Annotated in this window: 21 protein-coding genes; 12 read left to right on the top strand and 9 right to left on the bottom strand. The window is 52.0% G+C overall.

What is annotated here, in order from left to right:
* Window positions 1-30: 30 nt before the first annotated feature.
* Window positions 31-594: a hypothetical protein gene (locus tag F1728_RS29070; protein WP_155366931.1), complete on the top strand. Its 564-nt coding sequence runs from the start codon at window positions 31-33 to the stop codon at window positions 592-594.
* 26 nt (window positions 595-620) lie between these two features.
* Window positions 621-917 carry a hypothetical protein gene (locus F1728_RS29065; RefSeq protein WP_155366930.1) on the top strand — a complete coding sequence of 99 codons (297 nt, stop codon included), beginning with the start codon at window positions 621-623 and terminating at the stop codon, window positions 915-917.
* Between the two features lie 272 nt (window positions 918-1,189).
* Here the strand turns inward: F1728_RS29065 and F1728_RS29060 are convergent, their stop codons facing one another.
* The 4 genes from F1728_RS29060 to F1728_RS29045 all read right to left on the bottom strand — a co-directional run bounded on the left by F1728_RS29060 (window position 1,190) and on the right by F1728_RS29045 (window position 6,570).
* Window positions 1,190-1,792 carry a leucine-rich repeat domain-containing protein gene (locus F1728_RS29060; RefSeq protein ID WP_155366929.1) on the bottom strand — a complete coding sequence of 201 codons (603 nt, stop codon included), beginning with the start codon at window positions 1,790-1,792 and terminating at the stop codon, window positions 1,190-1,192.
* Window positions 1,793-1,853: 61 nt separating this feature from the next.
* Window positions 1,854-2,456, bottom strand: a complete 603-nt coding sequence (locus tag F1728_RS29055; protein WP_194242584.1) for a leucine-rich repeat domain-containing protein — start codon at window positions 2,454-2,456, stop codon at window positions 1,854-1,856.
* Window positions 2,457-4,316: 1,860 nt separating this feature from the next.
* On the bottom strand, window positions 4,317-5,576 hold the full coding sequence (locus tag F1728_RS29050) for a sulfate adenylyltransferase (protein WP_149345250.1): 1,260 nt from the start codon (window positions 5,574-5,576) through the stop codon (window positions 4,317-4,319).
* A 172-nt stretch (window positions 5,577-5,748) separates the two neighbouring features.
* A complete protein-coding gene (locus F1728_RS29045; RefSeq protein WP_155367519.1) occupies window positions 5,749-6,570 on the bottom strand; it encodes a sugar phosphate isomerase/epimerase family protein in 822 nt (273 codons plus the stop codon).
* Window positions 6,571-6,714: 144 nt separating this feature from the next.
* On the opposite strand from F1728_RS29045, the gene F1728_RS29040 reads away from it, so the two are divergent.
* A complete protein-coding gene (locus F1728_RS29040; RefSeq protein ID WP_155366927.1) occupies window positions 6,715-7,524 on the top strand; it encodes an SDR family NAD(P)-dependent oxidoreductase in 810 nt (269 codons plus the stop codon).
* 90 nt (window positions 7,525-7,614) lie between these two features.
* On the opposite strand, the gene rpsT is transcribed toward F1728_RS29040, so the two are convergent.
* The gene (gene rpsT / locus F1728_RS29035) at window positions 7,615-7,884 is read right to left on the bottom strand and encodes a 30S ribosomal protein S20 (RefSeq protein ID WP_149345247.1); all 270 of its coding nucleotides are present in this window, start codon (window positions 7,882-7,884) and stop codon (window positions 7,615-7,617) included.
* 213 nt (window positions 7,885-8,097) lie between these two features.
* Window positions 8,098-9,507 (bottom strand): tetratricopeptide repeat protein, encoded by a 1,410-nt coding sequence (locus tag F1728_RS29030; RefSeq protein ID WP_194242583.1) that lies wholly within the window; start codon window positions 9,505-9,507, stop codon window positions 8,098-8,100.
* 349 nt (window positions 9,508-9,856) lie between these two features.
* Here F1728_RS29030 and F1728_RS29025 point away from each other — a divergent pair, with 349 nt between their 5' ends.
* The 5 genes from F1728_RS29025 (at window position 9,857) to F1728_RS29005 (ending at window position 13,669) form a co-directional block, all read left to right on the top strand.
* Entirely contained in the window at window positions 9,857-10,864 is a 1,008-nt protein-coding gene (locus F1728_RS29025) for a 3-keto-disaccharide hydrolase (protein WP_155366925.1), read from the top strand.
* 58 nt (window positions 10,865-10,922) lie between these two features.
* Complete coding sequence (locus F1728_RS29020) at window positions 10,923-12,323, top strand: MFS transporter (protein WP_155366924.1); 1,401 nt, start codon at window positions 10,923-10,925, stop codon at window positions 12,321-12,323.
* The gene (locus F1728_RS29015; protein ID WP_145041630.1) at window positions 12,323-12,556 is read left to right on the top strand and encodes a hypothetical protein; all 234 of its coding nucleotides are present in this window, start codon (window positions 12,323-12,325) and stop codon (window positions 12,554-12,556) included. The genes F1728_RS29020 and F1728_RS29015 overlap by 1 nt, the downstream gene beginning before the upstream one ends.
* A 264-nt stretch (window positions 12,557-12,820) precedes the next feature.
* The gene (locus F1728_RS29010; RefSeq protein WP_149345242.1) at window positions 12,821-13,276 is read left to right on the top strand and encodes an Hsp20/alpha crystallin family protein; all 456 of its coding nucleotides are present in this window, start codon (window positions 12,821-12,823) and stop codon (window positions 13,274-13,276) included.
* Between the two features lie 9 nt (window positions 13,277-13,285).
* Complete coding sequence (locus F1728_RS29005; RefSeq protein ID WP_149345241.1) at window positions 13,286-13,669, top strand: Hsp20/alpha crystallin family protein; 384 nt, start codon at window positions 13,286-13,288, stop codon at window positions 13,667-13,669.
* Between the two features lie 5 nt (window positions 13,670-13,674).
* Here F1728_RS29005 and F1728_RS29000 read toward each other — a convergent pair whose 3' ends face one another.
* The 3 genes from F1728_RS29000 to F1728_RS28990 are packed head-to-tail and all read right to left on the bottom strand — an operon-like array spanning window position 13,675 to window position 17,349.
* Window positions 13,675-14,796 (bottom strand): tetratricopeptide repeat protein, encoded by a 1,122-nt coding sequence (locus tag F1728_RS29000; RefSeq protein ID WP_155366923.1) that lies wholly within the window; start codon window positions 14,794-14,796, stop codon window positions 13,675-13,677.
* Window positions 14,793-16,565 carry a CRTAC1 family protein gene (locus F1728_RS28995; RefSeq protein ID WP_155366922.1) on the bottom strand — a complete coding sequence of 591 codons (1,773 nt, stop codon included), beginning with the start codon at window positions 16,563-16,565 and terminating at the stop codon, window positions 14,793-14,795. Before F1728_RS28995 ends, F1728_RS29000 begins: the two co-directional genes overlap by 4 nt.
* Window positions 16,546-17,349: a creatininase family protein gene (locus F1728_RS28990; protein ID WP_228030394.1), complete on the bottom strand. Its 804-nt coding sequence runs from the start codon at window positions 17,347-17,349 to the stop codon at window positions 16,546-16,548. Before F1728_RS28990 ends, F1728_RS28995 begins: the two co-directional genes overlap by 20 nt.
* Before the next feature lie 204 nt (window positions 17,350-17,553).
* Here F1728_RS28990 and F1728_RS28985 point away from each other — a divergent pair, with 204 nt between their 5' ends.
* The 4 genes from F1728_RS28985 (at window position 17,554) to F1728_RS28970 (ending at window position 20,966) form a co-directional block, all read left to right on the top strand.
* A complete protein-coding gene (locus F1728_RS28985) occupies window positions 17,554-18,501 on the top strand; it encodes a DUF1559 family PulG-like putative transporter (protein ID WP_155366921.1) in 948 nt (315 codons plus the stop codon).
* A 61-nt stretch (window positions 18,502-18,562) separates the two neighbouring features.
* Window positions 18,563-18,922 carry a DUF4339 domain-containing protein gene (locus F1728_RS28980; RefSeq protein WP_155366920.1) on the top strand — a complete coding sequence of 120 codons (360 nt, stop codon included), beginning with the start codon at window positions 18,563-18,565 and terminating at the stop codon, window positions 18,920-18,922.
* A gap of 195 nt (window positions 18,923-19,117) precedes the next feature.
* Window positions 19,118-19,918, top strand: a complete 801-nt coding sequence (locus F1728_RS28975; protein ID WP_194242582.1) for a DUF1559 family PulG-like putative transporter — start codon at window positions 19,118-19,120, stop codon at window positions 19,916-19,918.
* 121 nt (window positions 19,919-20,039) lie between these two features.
* The gene (locus F1728_RS28970) at window positions 20,040-20,966 is read left to right on the top strand and encodes a DUF1559 family PulG-like putative transporter (RefSeq protein ID WP_155366918.1); all 927 of its coding nucleotides are present in this window, start codon (window positions 20,040-20,042) and stop codon (window positions 20,964-20,966) included.
* The last annotated feature ends 8 nt before the right edge of the window (window positions 20,967-20,974 follow it).

Here is a 20,974-nt window from a genome sequence, read left to right as displayed (position 1 = left end):
TTACTGCGATCAGGTACTGAGTCACCTGAGATGATCACAGGAAAACGTGCCGTTTATAAACTGAAGCATGGCTCCCGAAAGCGGACCATTCCCGTGGTTATCTTCTCCGATCCCCAATCAGGCCTGACCTGGGCGGGCCCCGAACAAAATACCTATCTGGTGTTGCAAGAGGGGATTTTGGGATTTCGCCTCATAGGAGATCGCATCGACTGGTGCGAGAGTTTACTGCAGCGTGATCCCAATAAAGCATCCCCTGACCTGACATCTCGTTTTGAACAGGATATCTCGGGTTTCACATTGCTGCAGTCAGCGATACCATTAAGCAATGTGTTGAAACAAGAAAATACAACCCAGCTGGGTGCGCATATCCAAAACCCGTGGATGTTTACGAATGGTGCATTCAGCTCTCAAGGTGCCACCCCGATTCTCAAAAAGATACAATGGGATGCTGGCTTATTGAAACTCGATTTGACTGATCGGACGAAAAAGTTTGCAGCGACGGTCTGGATTGATCCCCAGACCAGAAAGGTAAAGAAAACTGAGGAGAAACCCTGGAGCTTTTTTGGTGACAGCAACCCAAAAGTGAAGCAGTAAAGATAGTTTTTCTCAGGAGTCAGACAATGCTTCTTACATTGACTGCCTTTGCACTCTGTTTTCTTTTTACTGTCATTGACCAGGTTTGTCTTTCCATCGCCTGTCGACATGCGCGAAATGCAGACTTGATCATCAGTAAGTCGGATGAACTACTTAATGTGCGTGAATTGAAAACATGGTCGATGATTTCTGATTTCGCCCGTTGTGATTCGAATGAGAAATTAAGAGGCCTGGTCACAGTGCATGACGCCCTTTTCAAAGCACGTATCGTGACCTTTCTTCTGTTTATCTTGGCAGGTCTGTACTCTGTAACCAAATGGTAAACGGCATCAGACACGAATCGTGTCTTTTCTCCCTGTCGCCCGGCGGGCGGACACGTGGTTCCGCACCCTACTATTCCGGGGTTGGCAGGCTGGTTCTGGATTGATTGTTTCAACCGGGGCTAAGGCCTTGCGGCTGATTTGATTTGAGCGGAATAGCGTTTGCCACCGTGATGTACTTTAATGATCTCACTGATTACCGGCGGCTAGTGGCTTGCCGCTCAGGAGGATATGGAGGGATTGCTAATCACGTTTTGGAAGCATCCAATCAATCATCACATCGTCAATCCCTTGTTGAGATCGGGGAGATGTTTCCAGAGTTGCAGCATGCCCTCGCGTGTGATTGTAGTGCCCCTGATACTGAGTGACTTCAACTGAGTCATGCCGTTTAAGCAGGACAGGCCTGCATTCGTCACTTTCGTATCATCGATCCATAATGTGAGTAACTTATCGAGTTTGGCAATTTCCTGCAGAAATTCATTGTCGATGTTGCTTTCAATCAAATTCAGTTTTTCAAAATTTTGGCATTTGACGATCTCTTTGAAACCATCCACTGTCAGCATATCACATTTATCTAATGAGAGTTTCTTGAGTGATGAGAACTTGACGTTGGCGAATCCGGTTCCGGTTATTTTTGTGCGTCCCAAGTCAAGCTTTTCCAGGCAATAGAGGGACGCTAATTTCGCAAGCCCTTCATCAGTCACTTGTGTGCCGTTGAGAGATAAATACGCTATTTGGCTGGCACCTGATTGCATAAAGATGTCCAGATCCTGGTCATCTACCTTTTGGTTCGTCAGAAATACCCAGGCAAATTCGCCCTGTTCGTTTTGCGAAATGCGTCCGCCCTTACTTTCGACGAACGATATTAATTCTTCCATATCATTTCCTTCCTTTTTTGATTTCACTGTTAGATCACGTTTTAAAGCATCCGATTAATCATCACATGATGAATCCATTGTTGAGATCGGGGAGATGTTTCCAGAGTTCCTGCATGCCCTCGCGTGTGACTGCAGTCTTATCAAGAGTGAATGATCTTAACTGAGTCATGTTATTTAAATATTGCAGTCCCGCATTCGTCAGTCTGGTGTGATCGGCCCACAGTGTTTTTAACCTGGGGAGTTTGGCAATTTCCTGCAGAAACGGATCGTCGATATTGCTTTCAACCAAATCCAGTTTTTCAAGATTTTGGCATTTGACGATTTGTTGGAAACCATCCACGTTCAACTGATCACATCCACGGAACGAGAGTTTCTTAAGTGATGTAAACGTTACATTGGCGAATCCAGTTCCGGTTATTGTAGTGTGCCCTAATTCAAGATATTCCAGATGTTGCAGAGACGCTAATTTAGCAAGAACTTCGTCAGTCACTTGTGTTCCACTAAAATCTAAAAGCGCGATTTCATTGGCGCCTAATCGCGTAAAAATATCCAGGTCGTGGTCAGCGACATTACAGTTATACAGATAGATGCTGTCGAGTTCTCCCTGTTCGTTTTGCCTAATGTGTCCGCCCTTACTTTCGACGAACGATACTAAATCTTCCATACCGTTTCCTTTCCTGATCATGGATTTCAAATGTTGAGATTGATGAATTTCTGTTTTGTCGAGTTGAAGGAAGCGGGATCCGGATTCTTTGGTTCTCTTTGTGAGGTTCGGATCCGTTCCACTTCGCGATATTCAGCTACGGGCGTGCGTTACTTTTGCTTAACATCGACCGTCGGGTTGACGGGATCAGCAGCAGCCCTGACAGAGAACATTGGGGGCTGATTCAGAATCAGTATCACCAGGCGGGGACATGGGAGTCCGCACACCATAGTTTGATCTGGGATGATTCCTGCTCGCTGCGCCCGGCCCGAAATGCATTTGGGCCTAACGGTTGTGGCAACCGACGTCAGCGGGATTTTCAGTCAGGTGCCAATGAGAGCAGGATGGGATCAAATGGCATCTGGCAGACACGCAGGCCTGCTTGAATGAGTGAACTTAGCGGAAACGTGCTCGTGATGGAAGACATAATCGGGAATGAAGGATCTGGCGGGCGGATACGTGGGTCCGCACCCTGGTTTTCAGAGGTTGGTTTCCTGTTTCTGGATTGATCTGTTGCTCTGACAGTTTCCTGCTCGCTGCGCTCGGCCCGAATTATATTCGGGCCTACCCTTTTATCCGGAAGGGGAATCTTTTTCGCTATTGAATGAGCGGGTGATGGGCGATGTTCAGATTGGCGAACTGGTGCGCATTTTTAGAATGGGACTGGTTTCCCCTGGATTGGACGCGGAAGCTGCGACCTCTTGCTCGCTGTGCTCGCCCCGAATTGCATTCGGGGTCACCCGGGATTTTTTCTGGTGGCATCGAAAGCGGAAACGAATGGTATGTCGCCCGGCGGGCGGACACGTGGGTCCGCACCCTACTATTCTGGGGTTGGTTTCCTGTTCCTGGATTGATCTGTTGCTCTGACGGTTTTCTGCTCGCTGCGCTCGGCCCGAATTTTATTCGGGCTTACCCGGTTGGCAGGCTGGTTGTGGATTGTATGTTTCGACTGGGGCGAAGGTCCTATGACTGATTTGGTTTGAGCGGAATAGTGTTGGCTACCGGTATGTGCTTTGATCGTCTAGTTGATTACCGCTGGCCAGGTAGCGTTTCTTAATTCGGATGATATATACCAAAGATGTTTCAACCGGGGCTAACGCCCTGCGGCTAATTTTCTTTTCTGCTGTTGAAGTCCTGAAAACAAGAGTAACAGCATACCCTCGGCCACGGTGGATACTTACATAGCTAACGCTGTCGACCTTATGATCACGTAGAAAACTATTAAATAAACGCTACCTGGCGCCTTGCCGCTCAGGAGGATTTGGGTTCGATGTATTACTCTGGTTTACTGGTTTCTTCAGACAAGGTGGCATGCAGGGAGACCGAACAGATGGCTCGTGTTGAGATTGATTTTGTTGAAGGGCAGCTGGGGGTCAAGACAGAATTTTGTCCCGATGTGGCTGGATTTTGTCCTGGTGTGTCCCGGATTTTGTCCTTGTCTGACCGGAATCTGTCCTGGTCTGCCCTGAACATCGGGGGGAGAACTTTGCGAACCAGCTCAAACTGTTCTACTGAAAAGCCGGTGAAATACGCCTGTGATTCAGGTGAATCTGAGTCAGTGGTGCGTCCTGTTCCAGTGCACGATGACCTGCCTCGCGCGCGAGCCACGTTCGAAACAGGATACGGATCGGCGGGGGCGGATCAAGTTCAATTTGAGCAGTCCCAGTTAGGATCTGTGCAGTGGTGCGTACAGGAAAGTGAGATCTGTTTATGAGGGAACAACCAGGAGTGGGACGAGCGCAGCGTGTTGTGCGCATGAAAAAAGGCAGACAGGTCGAGGCCTGTCTGCCGGTAGCTGGTTCTCGGTTAAACCGGGATCACTCAGGAGACCTTCATGGCCTCAGCGAGAATCTGGGAAGTACTTTCCCGCATGATCCGGGGATCAACCATTTCGCCCTTCTGGAGGGTGGCACGGACTTCTTTTCCGGAGATGAAGACCGGCTTTTCTTCCGAATGGTTTTCCATCAGGTCGACGCGGCCCATCGATTCGTAGTAGGCAGCGAAGCCAACGTTGACGGGCTGAATCAGCAGTTCGCCATTCAGGTTGTTGAAGATTTCCTGGGCGTCGAAGTCACCCCAGATCGCGGTGCCGTCTGCGTAAGGAGCGTCGGCATGTTTACGACCGATGATGATGTTCGTGTAGCCCATGTTCTGACGGTAGATGGCGTGCATGACGGCTTCTTTGGGACCGCCGTAGAACATTTTGATGTCCAGACCGAGCAGCAGAACGCGATCGGGAGGATTGTCGTCACGAGCACCCCAGAGTTCGGGATCGCTGTCGCCATCGCCCAGTTCGCGGTTTTCGATCAGCTTTTCGTAGGTCTGCATGCGGATCTCTGCACTCACGTCGTCGCTCTTGGTTTCCCCGATCAACGGGTTGAGGACAGCGCCGGCGTTCTTGCCGTCTTTCAGGAGTTTTTCGAGACCGTAGACCAGGGCGTATTCGTGAGCCCGGTGCAGCGGGTTACGGGTCTGGAAGGCAACCACGGCATCCCAGCCTTTTTCAGCGATCAGAGCACGGACTTCGCGAGGAGTCAGAACGTATTTGCCGAACTCGCTGTTCTTGGGCTGAGGCAGAACGCGGATTTCACCACCGATCAGGTGAGTCTTGTCGGCATCGCCTTCGAGGACCATGGCAGCACCGGGGTGGTCGGTCCGTTCGGTCTGGTAGACGCTCTGGATGTATTTGGGTTTGTCCCATTCGAAGACGTCGCCGATTTCCAGGATTGCGACGATTTCGCCTTCCGGGCAGGTCAGAGCGACTTTCTGTCCGCTGGAGAGGGTGCCGGCCAGTTCGGAGGTGACGGGCAGTGCGAGCGGGATGGTCCAGGCGTATTTCTTACCGTTGACTTCGATGCAGGCTTCGTCCAGCACGCGGTTGTAGACGTCCCCGTTCATCGGTCCGGTCAGCGGGCTCAGAGTCCCGTCGCCGAGGCGGTATACGGTAGACAAGTCGGCGGCAGAAACAGGAACCTGGGGCAGGCTGGCTGCTTCGGCTTTGAAGCTGTCAATTTCCCCTGCGGGCACTGTACAGCAAACGGGTTCAGTCAACCCTCCGTGAGGGGCAATCAGATCGGCCATTGTTTGAATTCTCAATATTTGTAAAAAGTTCCGAAATTAACGCCAGCCAGTGGGCGTCTCCAGCAGCGAAATTAGGGAAACGCAGTCAAAACTTCAAGCAACAGACAGGGGGATTCATGGAAATCAAAAAACTCTCTCGTTTCACGGCAATTTCCGCCGGTTTAAGTCGATTTCAGCCACGCAAACCGGCCTGTTTCATGAGGGAATCAGTGGATTCGTATGCTTCGCGGACCCATTCCTCGATTTTATCAGGTTCGGGGGAGTACTCGAGCTCGAGCGAAATGGCCCCGTCGATGTTCAATTTTTTAATCTCAGCCAGGTAGGGTTCGAAGTGAACAACGCCACGTCCGGGAGGCAGATCGCCGTGCACTTTACCATCGCAGTCCGAAATGTGGACATGGATGGCCTTGCCCTGCAGCTTCTGCAGTTCGGGTGGTTCGACGCCAGCGAGCAGGAGGTGCGAGACATCGATATTGGCCTTGAGCGCGGAATGATCGACTTCATCGACGAAGCGGACCATGGAATCGACGTCGTTGAGCAGCGAGAGGGGAAACGGTTCGAGTTCCAGGGCGATTTCCAGCCCCAGGTTGGCCGCGTATTCGGCGAGCCTGCGACAATTCTCCACCGCGGTCTGCCACTGTTCTGCGGGGGGAATGACTTCGCGGTTCCAGATGTATTCTCCGAGGACCAGCAAGAGGTTACGGGCCTCGTACTCGTAACAGAGATCGAGGTAATCCTTGACCCGCTGGAGATGGAATCGCTGCACGCTGGGATTGAAGTCGATCAGGCCGACTGCGACACAGCAGACGGACATGATGGGCAGGTCGAGCTGGTCACAGGTATCCTTGACCAGTCTCCGCTCGCGGATGTCGACATCCTGCGGATCAATGAAGATATCCACGCTGTCAAAGCCGATCTCTTTCGTTTTGTGCAATCCCCAGGCGGTATCACGACCGGCCTGAGCCCAGGCGGAGTTGATCATCCCCAGTTTCATAGAGGTTCCTTTGCAGCTGCGGTTCCGGTTGTCCTGTTTCGTTTCCTTCAAGATAACAGTCCGCTTGCAGGGAGAAAAGGCATCGATCAGAATGGGCGGAACAGTTACTGGACTCACACCACCTCTCTGCAGGATCAGCAGCTTATGGATCTCAAATTACAGAATGTTCCCGTTATCATCACCGGAGGTGCCAGCGGAATTGGACTGGCGACCGCACGGACCTTTGCCGAGGAAGGTGCCCTGCCCGTCCTCTGGGATCAGTCAGACCAGGTAACGGCGGTGGCGGAACAGCTCGCTTCAGAAACCGGGCAGACGGTGCATGGATTTCAAGTCGATATCACCGATTTTGAAGCGTTACAGGATGTGACCCGACAGACGGTGGCGGAGGTGAAGTCATTCGCGCACCTGGTGCATGCGGCTGCGATCGGGTCGGGTAAATTCGGGTTCCCGTTTACGAATCTGACTCCGGCTGACTGGCCGCGCGTGTTTGAAGTCAACATGCAGGGCATGGTGAATGTGGCGCATGCGGTGACGCCGGTGATGCAGGAATCGGACGCGGGGAGCATGGTGTTTGTGAGTTCGATTGCCGGGCAGATCGGATCACAGACCGATCCTCCTTACAGCGCGTCGAAAGCGGCGAACATCAACTTCGCCCAGTGCCTGGCAAAAGATCTGGCTGCGGAGGGAATTCGCGTGAATTCAGTCTGTCCGGGAATGGTGCAGACGCCGTTGAATCAATCGGTGTGGCAGGCGTGGAATGATCGTCAACCAGAGGATCAGAAACGGAGCTATGAGGACTGGGCGGGGGATAAAATCCGTCAGCTGGTTCCCCTGCAACGGTGGCAGACGACTCAGGACATTGCGGATATGATTGTGTTTCTCAGTTCGGCTCGCGCCGCGCAGGTGACGGGTCAGACCATCAACGTGGACGGAGGTTTTGTGATGCACTGGTGAGGTGAGGAGGCGGTTCCAAAAACAAAACCCCGCGCAGAGGACCTGTGCGGGGCTGGTGTATTCGGTTTCAGATCAGCTGGTTGAGAGAGACTACTCAGCTGTTTTCTGATTGGCGCTCTTTGCCAGACGTGATTTGGTCCGGGCAGCAGCGTTTTTGTGGATGATGCCTTTGGCAGCAGCCTGATCGATCTGTTTGCTGGCCAGCTGTAATGCTTTGGTGGCAGCCTGTGCATCGTCACCGGTGATCGCAGCACGGGCATTTTTGATGGCAGATCGTAATTCAGAACGGGTCGCACGGTTACGGACACGACGAACTTCACTTTTCCGCAACGCTCTTTTGGCACTTTTCGTGTTTGGCATTTTTCGACTTAAGTATTCTCTGAGTAACTATTTACTGTTCATACCAGCAACCGCAATTCAAGACGGTCGCCACAAGATATCTCAGGCAGATTGAGAAGTGTAACAATCTGTCGACGGTTATTCCAACCATCCCGAGTCGCAAATATGAGGTTTTTTCAGGAATTCTGGAGAGAAACCGGCTCTTTTCCCCTGCTGAGAGTGGGGAAAACAGGCCTATGCTCCGCCTTCCATCTCTTCCAGGCGCTGACGGGTATCCCGGAAGTCGTAATCGACGGCCAGAATTTCGCTGTAGTGATCGGCCGCCTGGGATTTCTGGTCTGCATCCTCATAGAGGCGTCCCAGCAGGTAGTGGGCTTCCTTGAACGTATCTTCCTTTTCATCGGGAGACAGCTTGGGAAGGGCCTTTTCGAACTGCCGCTTGGCGAGTTCCTTTTTCCCGTCTGCGAAGAAGCACTTTCCGAGGGCGACCAGGGCATCAGAACTGATGCGAGTGTCTTTGACGGACTGCTGCAGCAAGGGGATTGCGGAGGACCATTTTTTGAGACGGATGAAGCGTTGCGCGAGATCGTACTTGTACCGCATGTCGGCGGGATAGCGTTCCACACGTTTGGTGAGAACTTCGATCTCTTTCTTGATCAGCGCTTTGCTGAGCAGGGTGACCTCTTTTTTCGCTTCAGGGTTTTCCCGATCCTGGTTGAAGAGGTCCCGGGCGGCGGTGAGCTTCTCTTTGAGCAACTCGATGTCGATGTCTTCGACCTGCTCGCCGATATTCGCATCTTTGCCGGAAAATTCGTATGCCTTCACGTAGTTTTCGCGGGACTCTGCCAGCTTGCCTTCGCGTTTGTAATAATCACCCAGTTTGAGGTAATGGTCTTTGTTTTCAGGCTCTTTGCGAATGGCGCGCTGCAGATCCGCTTCGACAGACTGTCCGGGGCCATCAGCGGTATTGCCCCGCTGGGCCTGGTGGCGCTGTTCGCGGGAAGCACGCCCTTCGTCGTAGGCAGACTGACGTTTGACAGACGAAGACTTGTCGGCACCGTCGTATCCGCCACGCACGCGGGTTTCGGTCGCCATCAGTGCGGTCACTTTGGAACGGGCATCGCCGTCCATGTTATCCAGTTTGAGCACCATTTCCCAGCACTCGCGGGCCTGCTTGTACTCTCCCTTTTCCTCGAGGAGGTCTCCCAGTTCGCGGAAATACGCCTTGTTGGTTTTATCGTTTTCGATTGCCACCTTGAAGCCGAAAATCGCGGCATCCTCGTAGCCGAGGTTCTGACAGGCAGTGGCCATTTCCGCATTCAGGACGGCGTCCCAGGGATTCAGAGAGAGCCCTTCTTCGGCGAGTTGATCCACGCCAGCCCAGTCCTTCTTCCGCCGGGCATTCTTGATTTTGGTTTTGATACTGGCGAGCTTCAAGACGCCCATCTTGGAACCGCTCTGGTTATCGCCGTACTTCTTTCGTTCTGCGCCCCGTTTGGTCTGACGGTAGAGCAGTGCTGCGGGCTCCAGTTTGACAGCGGTCGTGAACATCTCAATCGAGTAATCCCAGTTCTCTTTGGACAGGGCCTCGTTTCCACGTCTCCAGCAGTCAGCAGCGATTTTTTTGTTTCTGTCAGATGTCATAAATCTCTTCCGCAGTTCCTCAATGCTCAAAATCAATTCTTGAGTAGAACGACACCTCCCCGACTCCCGCATTAGGGATATCGGTACGAAAGGCCCGCACCTTGTCCTTTATCTTCTATTACGCTTCAGTGTTACATCATACAAGATTTTTTAACACCCTACCATCACAAGTTTTAGTTAATTTTACTGCACAAACGCATCGAGCAAATGGATTCGGGCGACCTGAACTTGCATCTCTGATGCTGCCTTCGCACAATGGAAGCCTCTTCGCTGATCAATTGATCTGGGGAGACCCGTCCCATTCCATACAATCAATCGACCGACTCAAGAACACTCCGGGAGTACTCCAATGAAGCAGTTTATGATTCGCGCCCTCACTGGCTGCTGTGCTTTTTTAATTCTGGTCCAACTGGGACTGGCTGACTCGAAAGACCCGAAGTGGGCCGCCAACAGCGTGGAAAAAGCGGGTCCCGACTTTCAGATCCAGGGCGAATACTCGGGGATCCTGGGCGGTGGTGACGAAACCCTCAAGTATGGGGTGCAGGTGATTGCCCTGGGTGATGGCAAATTTGAAGCCGTCGGTTATCCCGGTGGTCTCCCCGGCGATGGCTGGAACCAGGAGAAGAAAGTCAGCGCTGAAGGCGTTAAGGACGGCAATGTCATCAGTTTCAAATCGGAAGATGGCCGCGGTGATCTGGAAGACGGGAAAATTACAATCTATGACGCAGAGGGAACCGAAGTCGGCGTCCTTAACAAAGTCCATCGCAAAAGCCCGACCCTGGGTAAGTCGGCTCCTGAAGGAGCCACCGTCCTGTTCGATGAGAAACAGCCTGAAAAGACTGTGAAGAACTTTGAAAACGGTCGCGTAACCGAAGATGGTCTGCTGATGGAAGGTGTCACGAGTAAAAAGAAATTCAAAGATGGTCACCTGCATCTGGAATTCCAGCTCCCCTTCATGCCTCAGGCACGTGGCCAGGGACGCAGCAACAGTGGCTGTTACGTGCTCGGGCGTTATGAAGTTCAGATCCTGGACTCCTTCGGTCTGGAAGGGAAAGACAACGAGTGTGGCGGGATTTATAAAGTCGGTGCTCCCAGCGTGAATATGTGCTTCCCCCCTCTGGCCTGGCAGACCTACGATATCGATTTCACTTCTGCAAAATACGATGATGAAGGAAACAAAACAGCGAAAGCCCGCATCACTGTGAAACACAACGGCGTCACCGTGCATGATGATCGCGAGATTGATGAACCGACTCCCGGAGGAACCAACAAGGATGAATCTATCGCAGGACCTCTGTTCCTGCAGAACCATTCGAATCCGGTCCGGTTCCGAAATATCTGGGTGATTGAAAAATAATCCAAACCGTACTGACGGTAATCACTCATGAGATTTCACAACCGGGGGCCGCTTACTGATGACAGATACCGAGACAGAGACGCTTTCACTGGAAAAGACTGATTTCGCACTGAAAATGCGGCTGATTGTGATGATGTTCCTGCAATACTTTGTGCAGGGCTGCTATCTGCCTATCATCACGCTCTACCTGATTGATGCCCTAGGCTTCTCCGCATTTCAGATCGGCGTATTCGGGGCGGCACTTGCCGTAGGTCCCCTGCTCGCCCCGTTTGTGTTCGGTCAGATCGTCGACCGCCATTATGCGACAGAGCGCGTGCTCGCGTTCTGCCATTTATCGGGTGGCGTGATCATGCTGGCTCTGTTTCTTCAACAGAGTTACTGGCCGGTCGTGATTCTGGGCGTGCTGTATTCGATTCTGTATGTCCCTACCATGATGCTCACGAATTCCCTTTCGTTTCAGCATCTGAAAGACAGTGACCGCGAATTCCCCTTGATCCGTCTGTGGGGAACCATCGGATTTGTGGTCCCCGCCTGGCTGGCAGAGGGACTCTTTTTACGCGGACTATCAGGTGACGCGTTGAATACGGGTCGCGGTATTGTGCTGGCGATGGCGGGGGTGGCTGGTCTTTTGATGGCAGCCTACTGTTTATCGCTCCCGCATACGCCGCCGGTGAGTAAAGATAAGAAGGACCTGGCCCCCGGTAAGGTGCTGAAGATGCTGAAATACCGGCACTTTTTGGTGCTGGTGCTGGTCGCCTTTATTATTTCGATCGTGCATAAGTTCTACTTCCAGTGGAACAGCCCGTTTCTGAAAAACGTCCTCGTCATGGGAGACGTCACAGGCGCCTGGGAGCAGCGAATCAGTTCGATTGGACAGGTGTTTGAAGTGCTCGTGATGGCGGTCCTTGGATTCGCCCTCAAGAAATTCGGGTTCAAACTGGTTATGCTGGTCGGTCTGCTCTCCTACCTGGTTCGCAGCCTGATCTTTGCTTACGCCTCCACATTGAGTGATGCGTTTCCGCTGGCGATGGCGTTGACCTGTCTGGGCCAGGCGATGCATGGTCTCTGTTTTGGATGCTTCCTGGCGGCTGCTTACATCTATGTCGACAAGGTCTGCCCGCTGGATGCACGCGGGAGTATGCAGACGTTTTTCGGAACGTTTGTCTTTGGACTGGGGATGTTTGCCGGCGGATTCATCAGTGGTTCGATCGGTGACTATTTCACATCGCCTGAAAAAGAGACGCTGGTGCGGACGGCGTGGAATATTGAATCGCAGACAGGCATCCAGGCTTTCACTCAGAAAAACCTCGAAGGGCATCCGATTGATCTGCTCCGCGACTGGCCGGGAATCTGGCTCAGCAGTGCCGCGATCGCCCTGTTGGCGACGCTGTTGTTCTGGTTCCTCTTTCCCAGGCTCGACACGTCCCAGCGTATGGATCCGGATGAAGACCAAAGTTGATGCCTTTTCAAATTCCCGAAAATGTGGTGATCGGTCTATTTGTCGCGGCTTTCTCGCTGTGGGGGCTGATCAAGGAAAAGTGGTTCCTGGCCGAGACACGCAAAGGACAGAAGCTGACCCGCTGGTTTGGGCCTGCTCGTGCCGTCTGGGTGCTGCGCGTGATCTTTCTGGTGGGAATCCTGTTTGGTCTGCTTCTGGCGGGTGGGCTGATCCGACCCATTCAATGGGGATGAGAGGGCTGGTTCCTATCTGATCATTGCCTATCACTGTCAATTTGGCACGGTATCTGGTGGTCATCCACGCCGTTTCTTCATGCCAGAATGACATCCGGATCGATTTTCGTCATCCACCCCACCTCAGGACAGTCACCTATCCCACCAATATATCTACACTTACAACACGCCACGCGAAATCAGGATCTCCCTGAAAGAATGGTATGCTCTTTGCTTTCTTAAAGAGCAGATTTACGTATCTAAACTTAGAGTGAGGATCATACCATGCCGATTTTTCGCTGGGATCAATCCTGGAACCCGTTGCGGGACCTGGAACGTGAAGTTGATCGACTGATTCAGGGAGTTGAATTCTCAGTTCAGGGGATTCGTATGCCCCGCCAGTATCCGGCTGTGAATATATTTGAACTGGAGCACGAGTTTCTAATCACTGCAGAGCTCCCGGGCATGCAGGTGGAAGACTTGGAGTTGACGATTGCCAACAGCGTGCTGACGCTCAAAGGGCATCGCAATTCCCCCGTCTCTGAGAACGAAGCCATTCCGGAAGAACGTTTTCGACGTCGAGAACGGACCTTCGGCGAGTGGCAACGCTCGATCAGTATTCCGGATCGGATTTCGGACGAACATCTCTCTGCTGAGTTCAATGACGGTGTGCTGAAGATCCATCTTCCCAAGCTGGAAGAGGAAAGTCCCCGTCAGATTCCGGTCAGCTCAGGAGAATAGGAGGCTTAGATGAGTCAACCACACGAACATGATGAACCGCGTTCTCTGTCGCATCCAGAGCAGTTTGTATTTACTCCGCCGATTGATATTTACGAAACCGATGAAGGGCTGGTGCTCTACGCGGACCTGCCGGGCGTCTCCGTCGGATCACTGGAACTGCAGGTGCAAGACAACAAACTGACATTGCTGGGTAAGGTCGAACCTCAGATCCCCGAAGGCGCGCGTCCGATTCATAAAGAATACGAAGTCGGAAATTATCTCCGTTCATTTATTCTCAGCGGAGAGATCGTGCACAGCGAGATTGAAGCAAAGTTGACCAACGGGGTTTTGCGAATCTTTCTGCCGAAAGCCCCCAAAGTAGAACCGCGACGGATTCAGGTCAACACAGGCTGAGAGCGTCAGTTATGCTGAGCCTGCTTCTTTTCTACGGTGTCGCTCTGTAGCGATGAGGGGCGGAGATCGTCTTCCTTGATCAATTCCTGATTCCGTTTCTGCAGCTCCAGGGCTTCAGCACGCTTCCCGGTCAGACCGGCTGCCCGGGCCAGAGCCGAAATATAGTGACGATCGGTCTGGTGATTTTCATAGAGTGGTTTGAGCATTATGTACGCCGCCTCTCCCTGACGCTGGTAGAGAAGCAAGTCTGCCTTGATGAGCAGGCTGTCAAAGTCCTGAGGTTCAATCTGTAGTGCCTGATCGATATGCTGGAACGCAGACTCGATCTGCCCCTGGTTACGGTCGATGGTCGCCAGATAGCGCAGGGCAGTGATCGATTCAGGTTCCTGCTCCAGACACCAGCGGGCTTCCCTTTTAGCGGTTTCCAGGTCTCCCGTATACAGAGACGCGTAAGCCAGACTCAAATGAGCCGGAAAGGAATCAGGCTGGAGATAGAGGGCTTCCTTGAGGGGCACGAGCATTTCACTGGTCCGCCCTGCTTTTTTGAGAATCTCTGCCAGCAACAGCTGATTCTCTGCGTTACCAGGCTCCAGTTCTACGCAACGTCGAGCATAGCGGAGCGCACGTCGATAACGCCCTTCCTGCTGATAGATGCGTGCCAGGGCCTTCTGGTACTGAATCTGCTCCGGATACTCCCGTACCAGCGTCTGCAATGCCGGCTTCGCACGTTCGGGGAGATCCTGCTCCAAGGCGATTTCCGCGATCGCTGCCACCGCCTCAAAGTAGTGCGGGTGCCGGGAAGTAACATGCGAGAAATTTTCCAGAGCCTGAAAAGGGGCACGGTGCCGTATCAGTTCACCGAGCTGATAATGGGCGAACTCATCCTGTGGATGATCCTGCAGATAAGCGATTAATTCTTTTTGCCGGTCTTTATCTGACTTCTGTTGTACCGACGATTGTGAGTCTTGCTCTGGGGCAGATGACGTCGATTCACTTCGTCCCAGCCAGAGGAACAGCACCAGTACACCGCAGCCGAATATTGCCACGATGGCCCCACTCGACCAGAGTTTTTTCTGGGGGGGATTCAAAGTGCGAAAGGGTTGTTCCGGTTCAAACGGAGTGTTCATTCTTCAGACTGGCTGGGGGTCGATTTCTGTGAGTCGCTGTTACCTTCTATTAATGTATAGTGCTGCCCCGCCTTGAATCCAGTCCAGATCTCCGATTTCCCTCCGGGCCAGATAACTTTCACCGTAACAGCATCATGCTGCTCACCCAATCCCATCAGTATTTCAGACTCATCAGCCGACAGATAGCTGCTGCTCCCCTTTCGTAACCGCATCAGTTTCCTCTTCCCGGCAGTGATTTCCACAACAGCCCCGATCGCACTGCGGTTCGCCTCGGTTCCAATCAGTTTCAAGGCGATGCTCTGACCGGTGGTCCGGGTTTGATTCTGCAGCAGGACCACCTTTTGATTCAAATGAGAGACAGCCAGATCAGCCAGTCCATCCCGATTAAAATCAGCAGTGGCACTCCCGCGTCCGACCCGTCTGGTCTCAAAGAAAGGCCCTGCAGAGTTAGAGATCTCACGAAAGCGGGTTCCGGATTCATTTCTGAAGAGCTGCGGTTCCTGTTCAAACGGCTCACTTTTACCCAGTTGGGCCAGCCGATCATGCACATGTCCGTTGGCGACAAACAGATCGTCCCAACCATCGTTATTCAGATCGACAAACGAAGTTCCAAACCCCAGACGGACCCGACTCGGTGCCGCCAGTCCAGTCTCGTCGGTGACATCCAGAAAAAACAGGGCACCTTCGTTGCGATAAAGCGTATTAGTTTCGCCGAAGTAGTTAGTCACGAATAAATCCAGGGTGCCATCCCCGTTATAATCAGCACCGGCCAACCCCATGCCCGCTTCACGGTCCCCTTCCCGATTGAAGGCCAGCCCCGCGATCAATGCCTGATCGGTGAAGTTCCCTCGACCATCATTGATCCAGAGCTGATTCGCCACGGAGTCATTCGCCACGTAAATATCCTGGTCGCCATCCAGATCGTAGTCTGCAGCAAAGACTCCCAGTCCCTGTCGGGCAGGCTCGCTATGCAGGCCTGACTGCTGGGAGACATCCAGGAATTTACCGTTACCCAGATTACGATAGACCACATCATATTCGCCGGGTACATAACGCGGATGACAGACGAAATAAACCCGCGAGTTATCAACTCGACGGCTGCAGAGAGGATAGTGTTCCCGATCGATCTCGAGATAGTTAGCGATATACAAATCCAGCAGCCCGTCGCCATTGAGATCTACCCAGGTACAGCTGGCACCGTAACCGGGATGATCAACGTGGGCCGCCTGTGAAATATCGGTAAAGGTTCCGTCACCATTGTTCGCATACAATTGATTGCGACCAAAGACACTGACATACAGATCCTCAAAACCATCGTGATTAAAGTCGCCAACAGCCATGCCCATTCCGTAACCGAAGCCGGTCAGCCCCGAGGCCCGGGTGATGTCATGAAACGCACGCCCTTCCACATTCCGAAACATGCGATGTGACCAGTCCAGGTCTGCAACCTGTTTCTTACGCAGTGCAGATTGCCATTCTTCTCCCTGGGCACAGAACAGGTCGGGAAAGCCATCGTTGTCATAGTCGAACCAGCCAACCCCGGATCCCATCATCAGGTGCAGATGCCGGGTGACGGTCAGCGGTGAGCGATGCTGAAATGAAAGCTGCACAGCGTCGGTCACATCCTTGAGCTGTATTTTGTCCGCCGATTCCTCAGCGGAAAGCAGAACCGGATCGCCAATCGACAGGCAGCTGAGCAGACAGACCGTCCATCTCATCCGCTGCAACAGACGGGAAGCTGTATTTCGTCTAAAACGGAAATTGCTCATCCAGTTCCGCCTCGGAGAGTTCGACCAGAAACTCGGACAATCGCTCCACCAGAATCTGCATCAGCTTTTCCCCTTTTTCAGCAGATGCCTGATGTGGATTTCCGGATCCCGTATTGGTGGTTAACAGATGCCAGGGACGCGTAATACTCACCCAGCCTGAATTGACGGCAGTAAAGCGGGTCGGATTCGTGGCCCCTTCGTCTGCGAGCAGCGCACCGGACTCAGGATCCCGGACGACCAGATGAGGGAAAAATGCCAGAGCGAGCGAGGTTTCCATCTCCCCGGCGTGATCATCGGGATTCTCAAAGATCTGTGGCTTCACATCAGCGGTGGTCCCGCGAAACCAGTCAGCCAGAAAGATCTGGACCGGCGTGGTGCCATGCAGTTCCCGCAACAGTGGTTTGAAATCGTTCCCCCCGTGGCTGTTCAAAATCAGCAGCTTCTCTACACCATGATTCGCGAGGGAAGCGACTAGATCAGAAATGATCTGTCCCAGTGTGGAAGGATTCACATTCATGGATAACGGAAACGCACTCTGGTTCGTCTCGGTGCCGTAAGGGATGGGGGGCAGCATCACGACCTTTGCTCCCCGCTGCCATGCCGCTTCACAGACACGTGAGCCGATGGCTTCGGCTTCGAACGTATCAGTCCCGTAGGGCAGATGCAGATTATGTGGTTCAGTTGCCCCCATCGGCAGCACCGCTACTTCATAGGAACATTCTTTGACATGCGCATAGTTGGTTTCGGCTAAGATCCAGGGACGCATCGCAGGTTCTGCAGACACTCAGTTCTCTCCTTGTCTGGAGTTTTCCGGGAGCGGTTTGATATGTAAATGCATACTAACAGTTTCATGGGCAAACCTCATTCATGATACTTCTGTTATCTGGAACAAGATACAGACTTTTGACCTATCACACTGTACCCCACACAGTCACATGTGTATACTCAAGTATTCACTTAGTATTAATCTTGTCTGAGGAGAAGCCCCATGGCCAACTGGTATGTCAAACGAGGATCAGAGACAGCTGGCCCCTTAACTCAAGACCGGATTAAAGAACTCGCCGCCCAGGGAAAAATAGAGGAAACAGACCTGATACGGAAAGGGGAGCAAGGCGATTTCTTTCCTGCAGGTCAGATTCCGGGATTATTACCTGATCCTGAGTCAGAGCGCCCTCCCACACCTCAGGTACCATCTTCCCCAGCGAATACTCCACCCGCCCGGAAGAAAAAACATTCCAGCCTGCCAATCCTGCTCTGCATCGGATTTTTAGCAGGGGTTTCTTTCTTATTCATCCTTTACGAAGCCTGGAACAGATCGCATCAGGCCGCGCTGCGTGAGACCTCTTATAATCGCTTGCGACAGATGGGGCTGGCAATCCATAACTATCACGATAGATTCAGACATTTTCCTCGAGGAGGAACATTCAGGGATGATGGCACCCCCATGCACAGCTGGCAAACAGCAATTTTACCTGAACTTGGCCTGGAACAATCACGGTTATACGATCAGATTGATCAAGATCAACCATGGTCTTCTCCACAGAACCAGCAAGTATTTCGATACCAGATTAGTCAGTACCTGAATCCTGCCATATCAGAAACAGCGACTCCAGACGGCCTGGGACTATCGCATTATGTTGGCAATGAACTGTTATTAAAGAAAAATACTCCCCTCAGATTTCGTGATGTTACCGACAGTGCAGCCAACACCATCATGGCTCTGGAAGCTGGTGAAAACTTCAAAGCGTGGGGGGATCCAGGCAACATTGCTAAACCCCATGAGATACTCGGCCCCGGACAGAAAAAATCTTTTAAGGGAGGCACCAATGTTCTCATGCTTGATGGAAGCGTGCGTTTCATTTCAGAAAATACTGATCCTGAAATCTTACGAAGTTTAAGTACTCCCGATGGAAATGAACGGATCTGGGACTATTGAACCAGCCTTTCCATTCCAGATCCATCTCTCCTGCTCCGAAACTCGGAAACTGTAGTGCCTCATGTCTAACTTATACCTCGAACAAGCCTCTGAAATCACAGGCCCTTTCACGCGAGGTGCGCTGAAAGAACTCGCATCGCAGGGAAAAATCTCTCCCCGGGACCAGATTCGCGAGGGAATGTCAGGCACGGGAATCCAGGCACGCGAGATCCCCGGACTGTTGCCAACCCTCAAGAAGTCCAGTGTTCCGTCTCGTTCCCGAGGCAGGAAATCAAAAGAGCGGGTGCACGATCTGGATCTCGAATCCAGCCCGCTGCTGACGATCGAGCAGAAAGAATGGATCGTAATTATCTGTGGTTCCATCTTTATGGGCAGCCTGCTGCTGATTCCCCTCATCCAGGCTCTCGTGAACCTGTTTTAGTTTCTACTGAGCCTATGCGACGTTGAAGCCTGCCTCTTAACCAGGTTTCAGATCAGCTCTTTGTGAGCTTTAAATCTATTGTATGACCAGCATTTAAAATGCAGAGTGAGATATTTCATTATGAATTCACAGCCCGATCATAATTCAGGAACTGTCCAATCGACAAATCAGTTCACCCCCTCGCACCGAAGCCTGATGACCATACTGGGCGGATGTCTGTTTTCCATCTTGCTGTTGTTGTTTCTGTTCCAGGATATTCTGGATGTTCCGTTGATGAAACAAAATGGATCAACTCAGCAGGATGACACCCACAAAGTCTCACCCGCTAACGTGGTCTCCACACGTACTCAACCGGAAGCCCCCACCTTCTTTCTGGACAGAATGGTGGTCGCCACCAACCGGTCTGATTCCAAGAAAAATCTGAGACACATCAACCGTGCAGTCATCGATTACTACAAAGATCGATACCGGTACCCACCACACGCCCTGTTTAAGGAATCGGTTCATCCCTATCATGGCTGGCAGACTGCAATTCTCCCCTTTTTAGGTGAAGCAGAATTGTACTCAAAGATAAATCTAAAGATGCGCTGGACACATCCCGTTAACTATAATCTCTTTCAGAAACAGGTTCCCCTTTATCTAAATCCGCTGATCACAGAAAAAGTCACACCGGATGGACTGGCTTTGTCGCATTATGTCGGCAATCGTCTACTGCTCAGAGACGACTTTCCCAGAACGTATGAAAGTATCTCAGACGGACCGCAATATACCATTCTGGCCGTGGAACGCGGTAATGACTTTCAGGCCTGGGGAGACCCGACTTCCCTGGAAGATCCGCAGAAGATTATCGGACCGGACAAAGTTTCCTCATTCGCCGATGGAAATCAGGCTCTGATGTGTGATGGATCCGTACGCTTAATTTCGAAAGACATCGATCCGGCCATTCTCAAAGCGTTGAGCACCCCCTCCAGTGCCGATTCGACTGGTGATTTCTAATCTTTTCTTCATCATCAAAAGCAATAAATATTCAAAGTATTGCCTATCCCTCTGTACCCCAGATCAACAGCCGGGTATGCTGAACGAATATCAAGATCATTTCCCGAAGGAGTTAAGCAGGATGGCAAACTGGTACGTGAAACGAGGCTCTGAAATCGCTGGCCCTCTGACTCAGCAGCGTCTCAAGGAACTGGCTACAGAGGGACGCATCAAAGACACAGACCTCATCCGCAAGGGAGAAGACGGCTCGTTCATTGAGGCACACCAGATTCCCGGTCTGTTACCGGACGAGGATTTTGAAACGGTTTCCTCCTCCCGCGAGCCAGCAACAAAAAATAAGAAATCAACGCTTTTTATCATCGCCGTGCTGGGGGGAGGTGGAATTCTGATTGTGCTCGTCCTGATGGCATTACTGCTGCCAGCCATCCTGTCGGCACGTGACGCCGCCCGCCGATCACACTCAAAAAATAACCTGAAGATGATCGCAATTGGCATGCACAATTACCACGATACCCACAGAGTATTTCCACCAGGAGGAACTGCCCGCACCGATGGTACTCCCTACCACAGCTGGCAGACCTATATTCTGCCTTTCGTAGACAACGCACCGCTCTACAATCGAGTCGATTTTAATGAGCCCTGGTTTGCCCCACAAAATCAGACTCTGTTTCAGCTGGAACTACCTGTCTACCTGAACCCACAGATCGAGGATAAATATACTCCCGCCGGTCTGGCATTGTCACATTATATGGCCAATGAGCAAGCGTTAAACGAAAACAGCCACCTGCGGATCCGGAACATCACAGATGGTACTTCGAATACCATACTCGCATTTGAAGCGGGAGATAATTTCAAAGCCTGGGGAGATCCCACGAATTTTGGGAATCCCGTCGACTATATTGGCTCAGGTGCGAAATCCGCGTTCCGCGGCGGCAGCCACGTCATGCTGGGAGACGGATCTGTGCGCTTCGTCTCAGAAAACATTGACCCCGGTGTTCTGGAAGCGTTGAGTACCCCTGCTGGTGGCGAAATCGTGGGAGAGTTCTAATTCATACT

Origin of the sequence: Gimesia benthica (assembly GCF_009720525.1) — a bacterium.
Lineage (GTDB): Bacteria > Planctomycetota > Planctomycetia > Planctomycetales > Planctomycetaceae > Gimesia > Gimesia benthica.
This window is presented reverse-complemented; position numbering and strand designations above follow the sequence as displayed.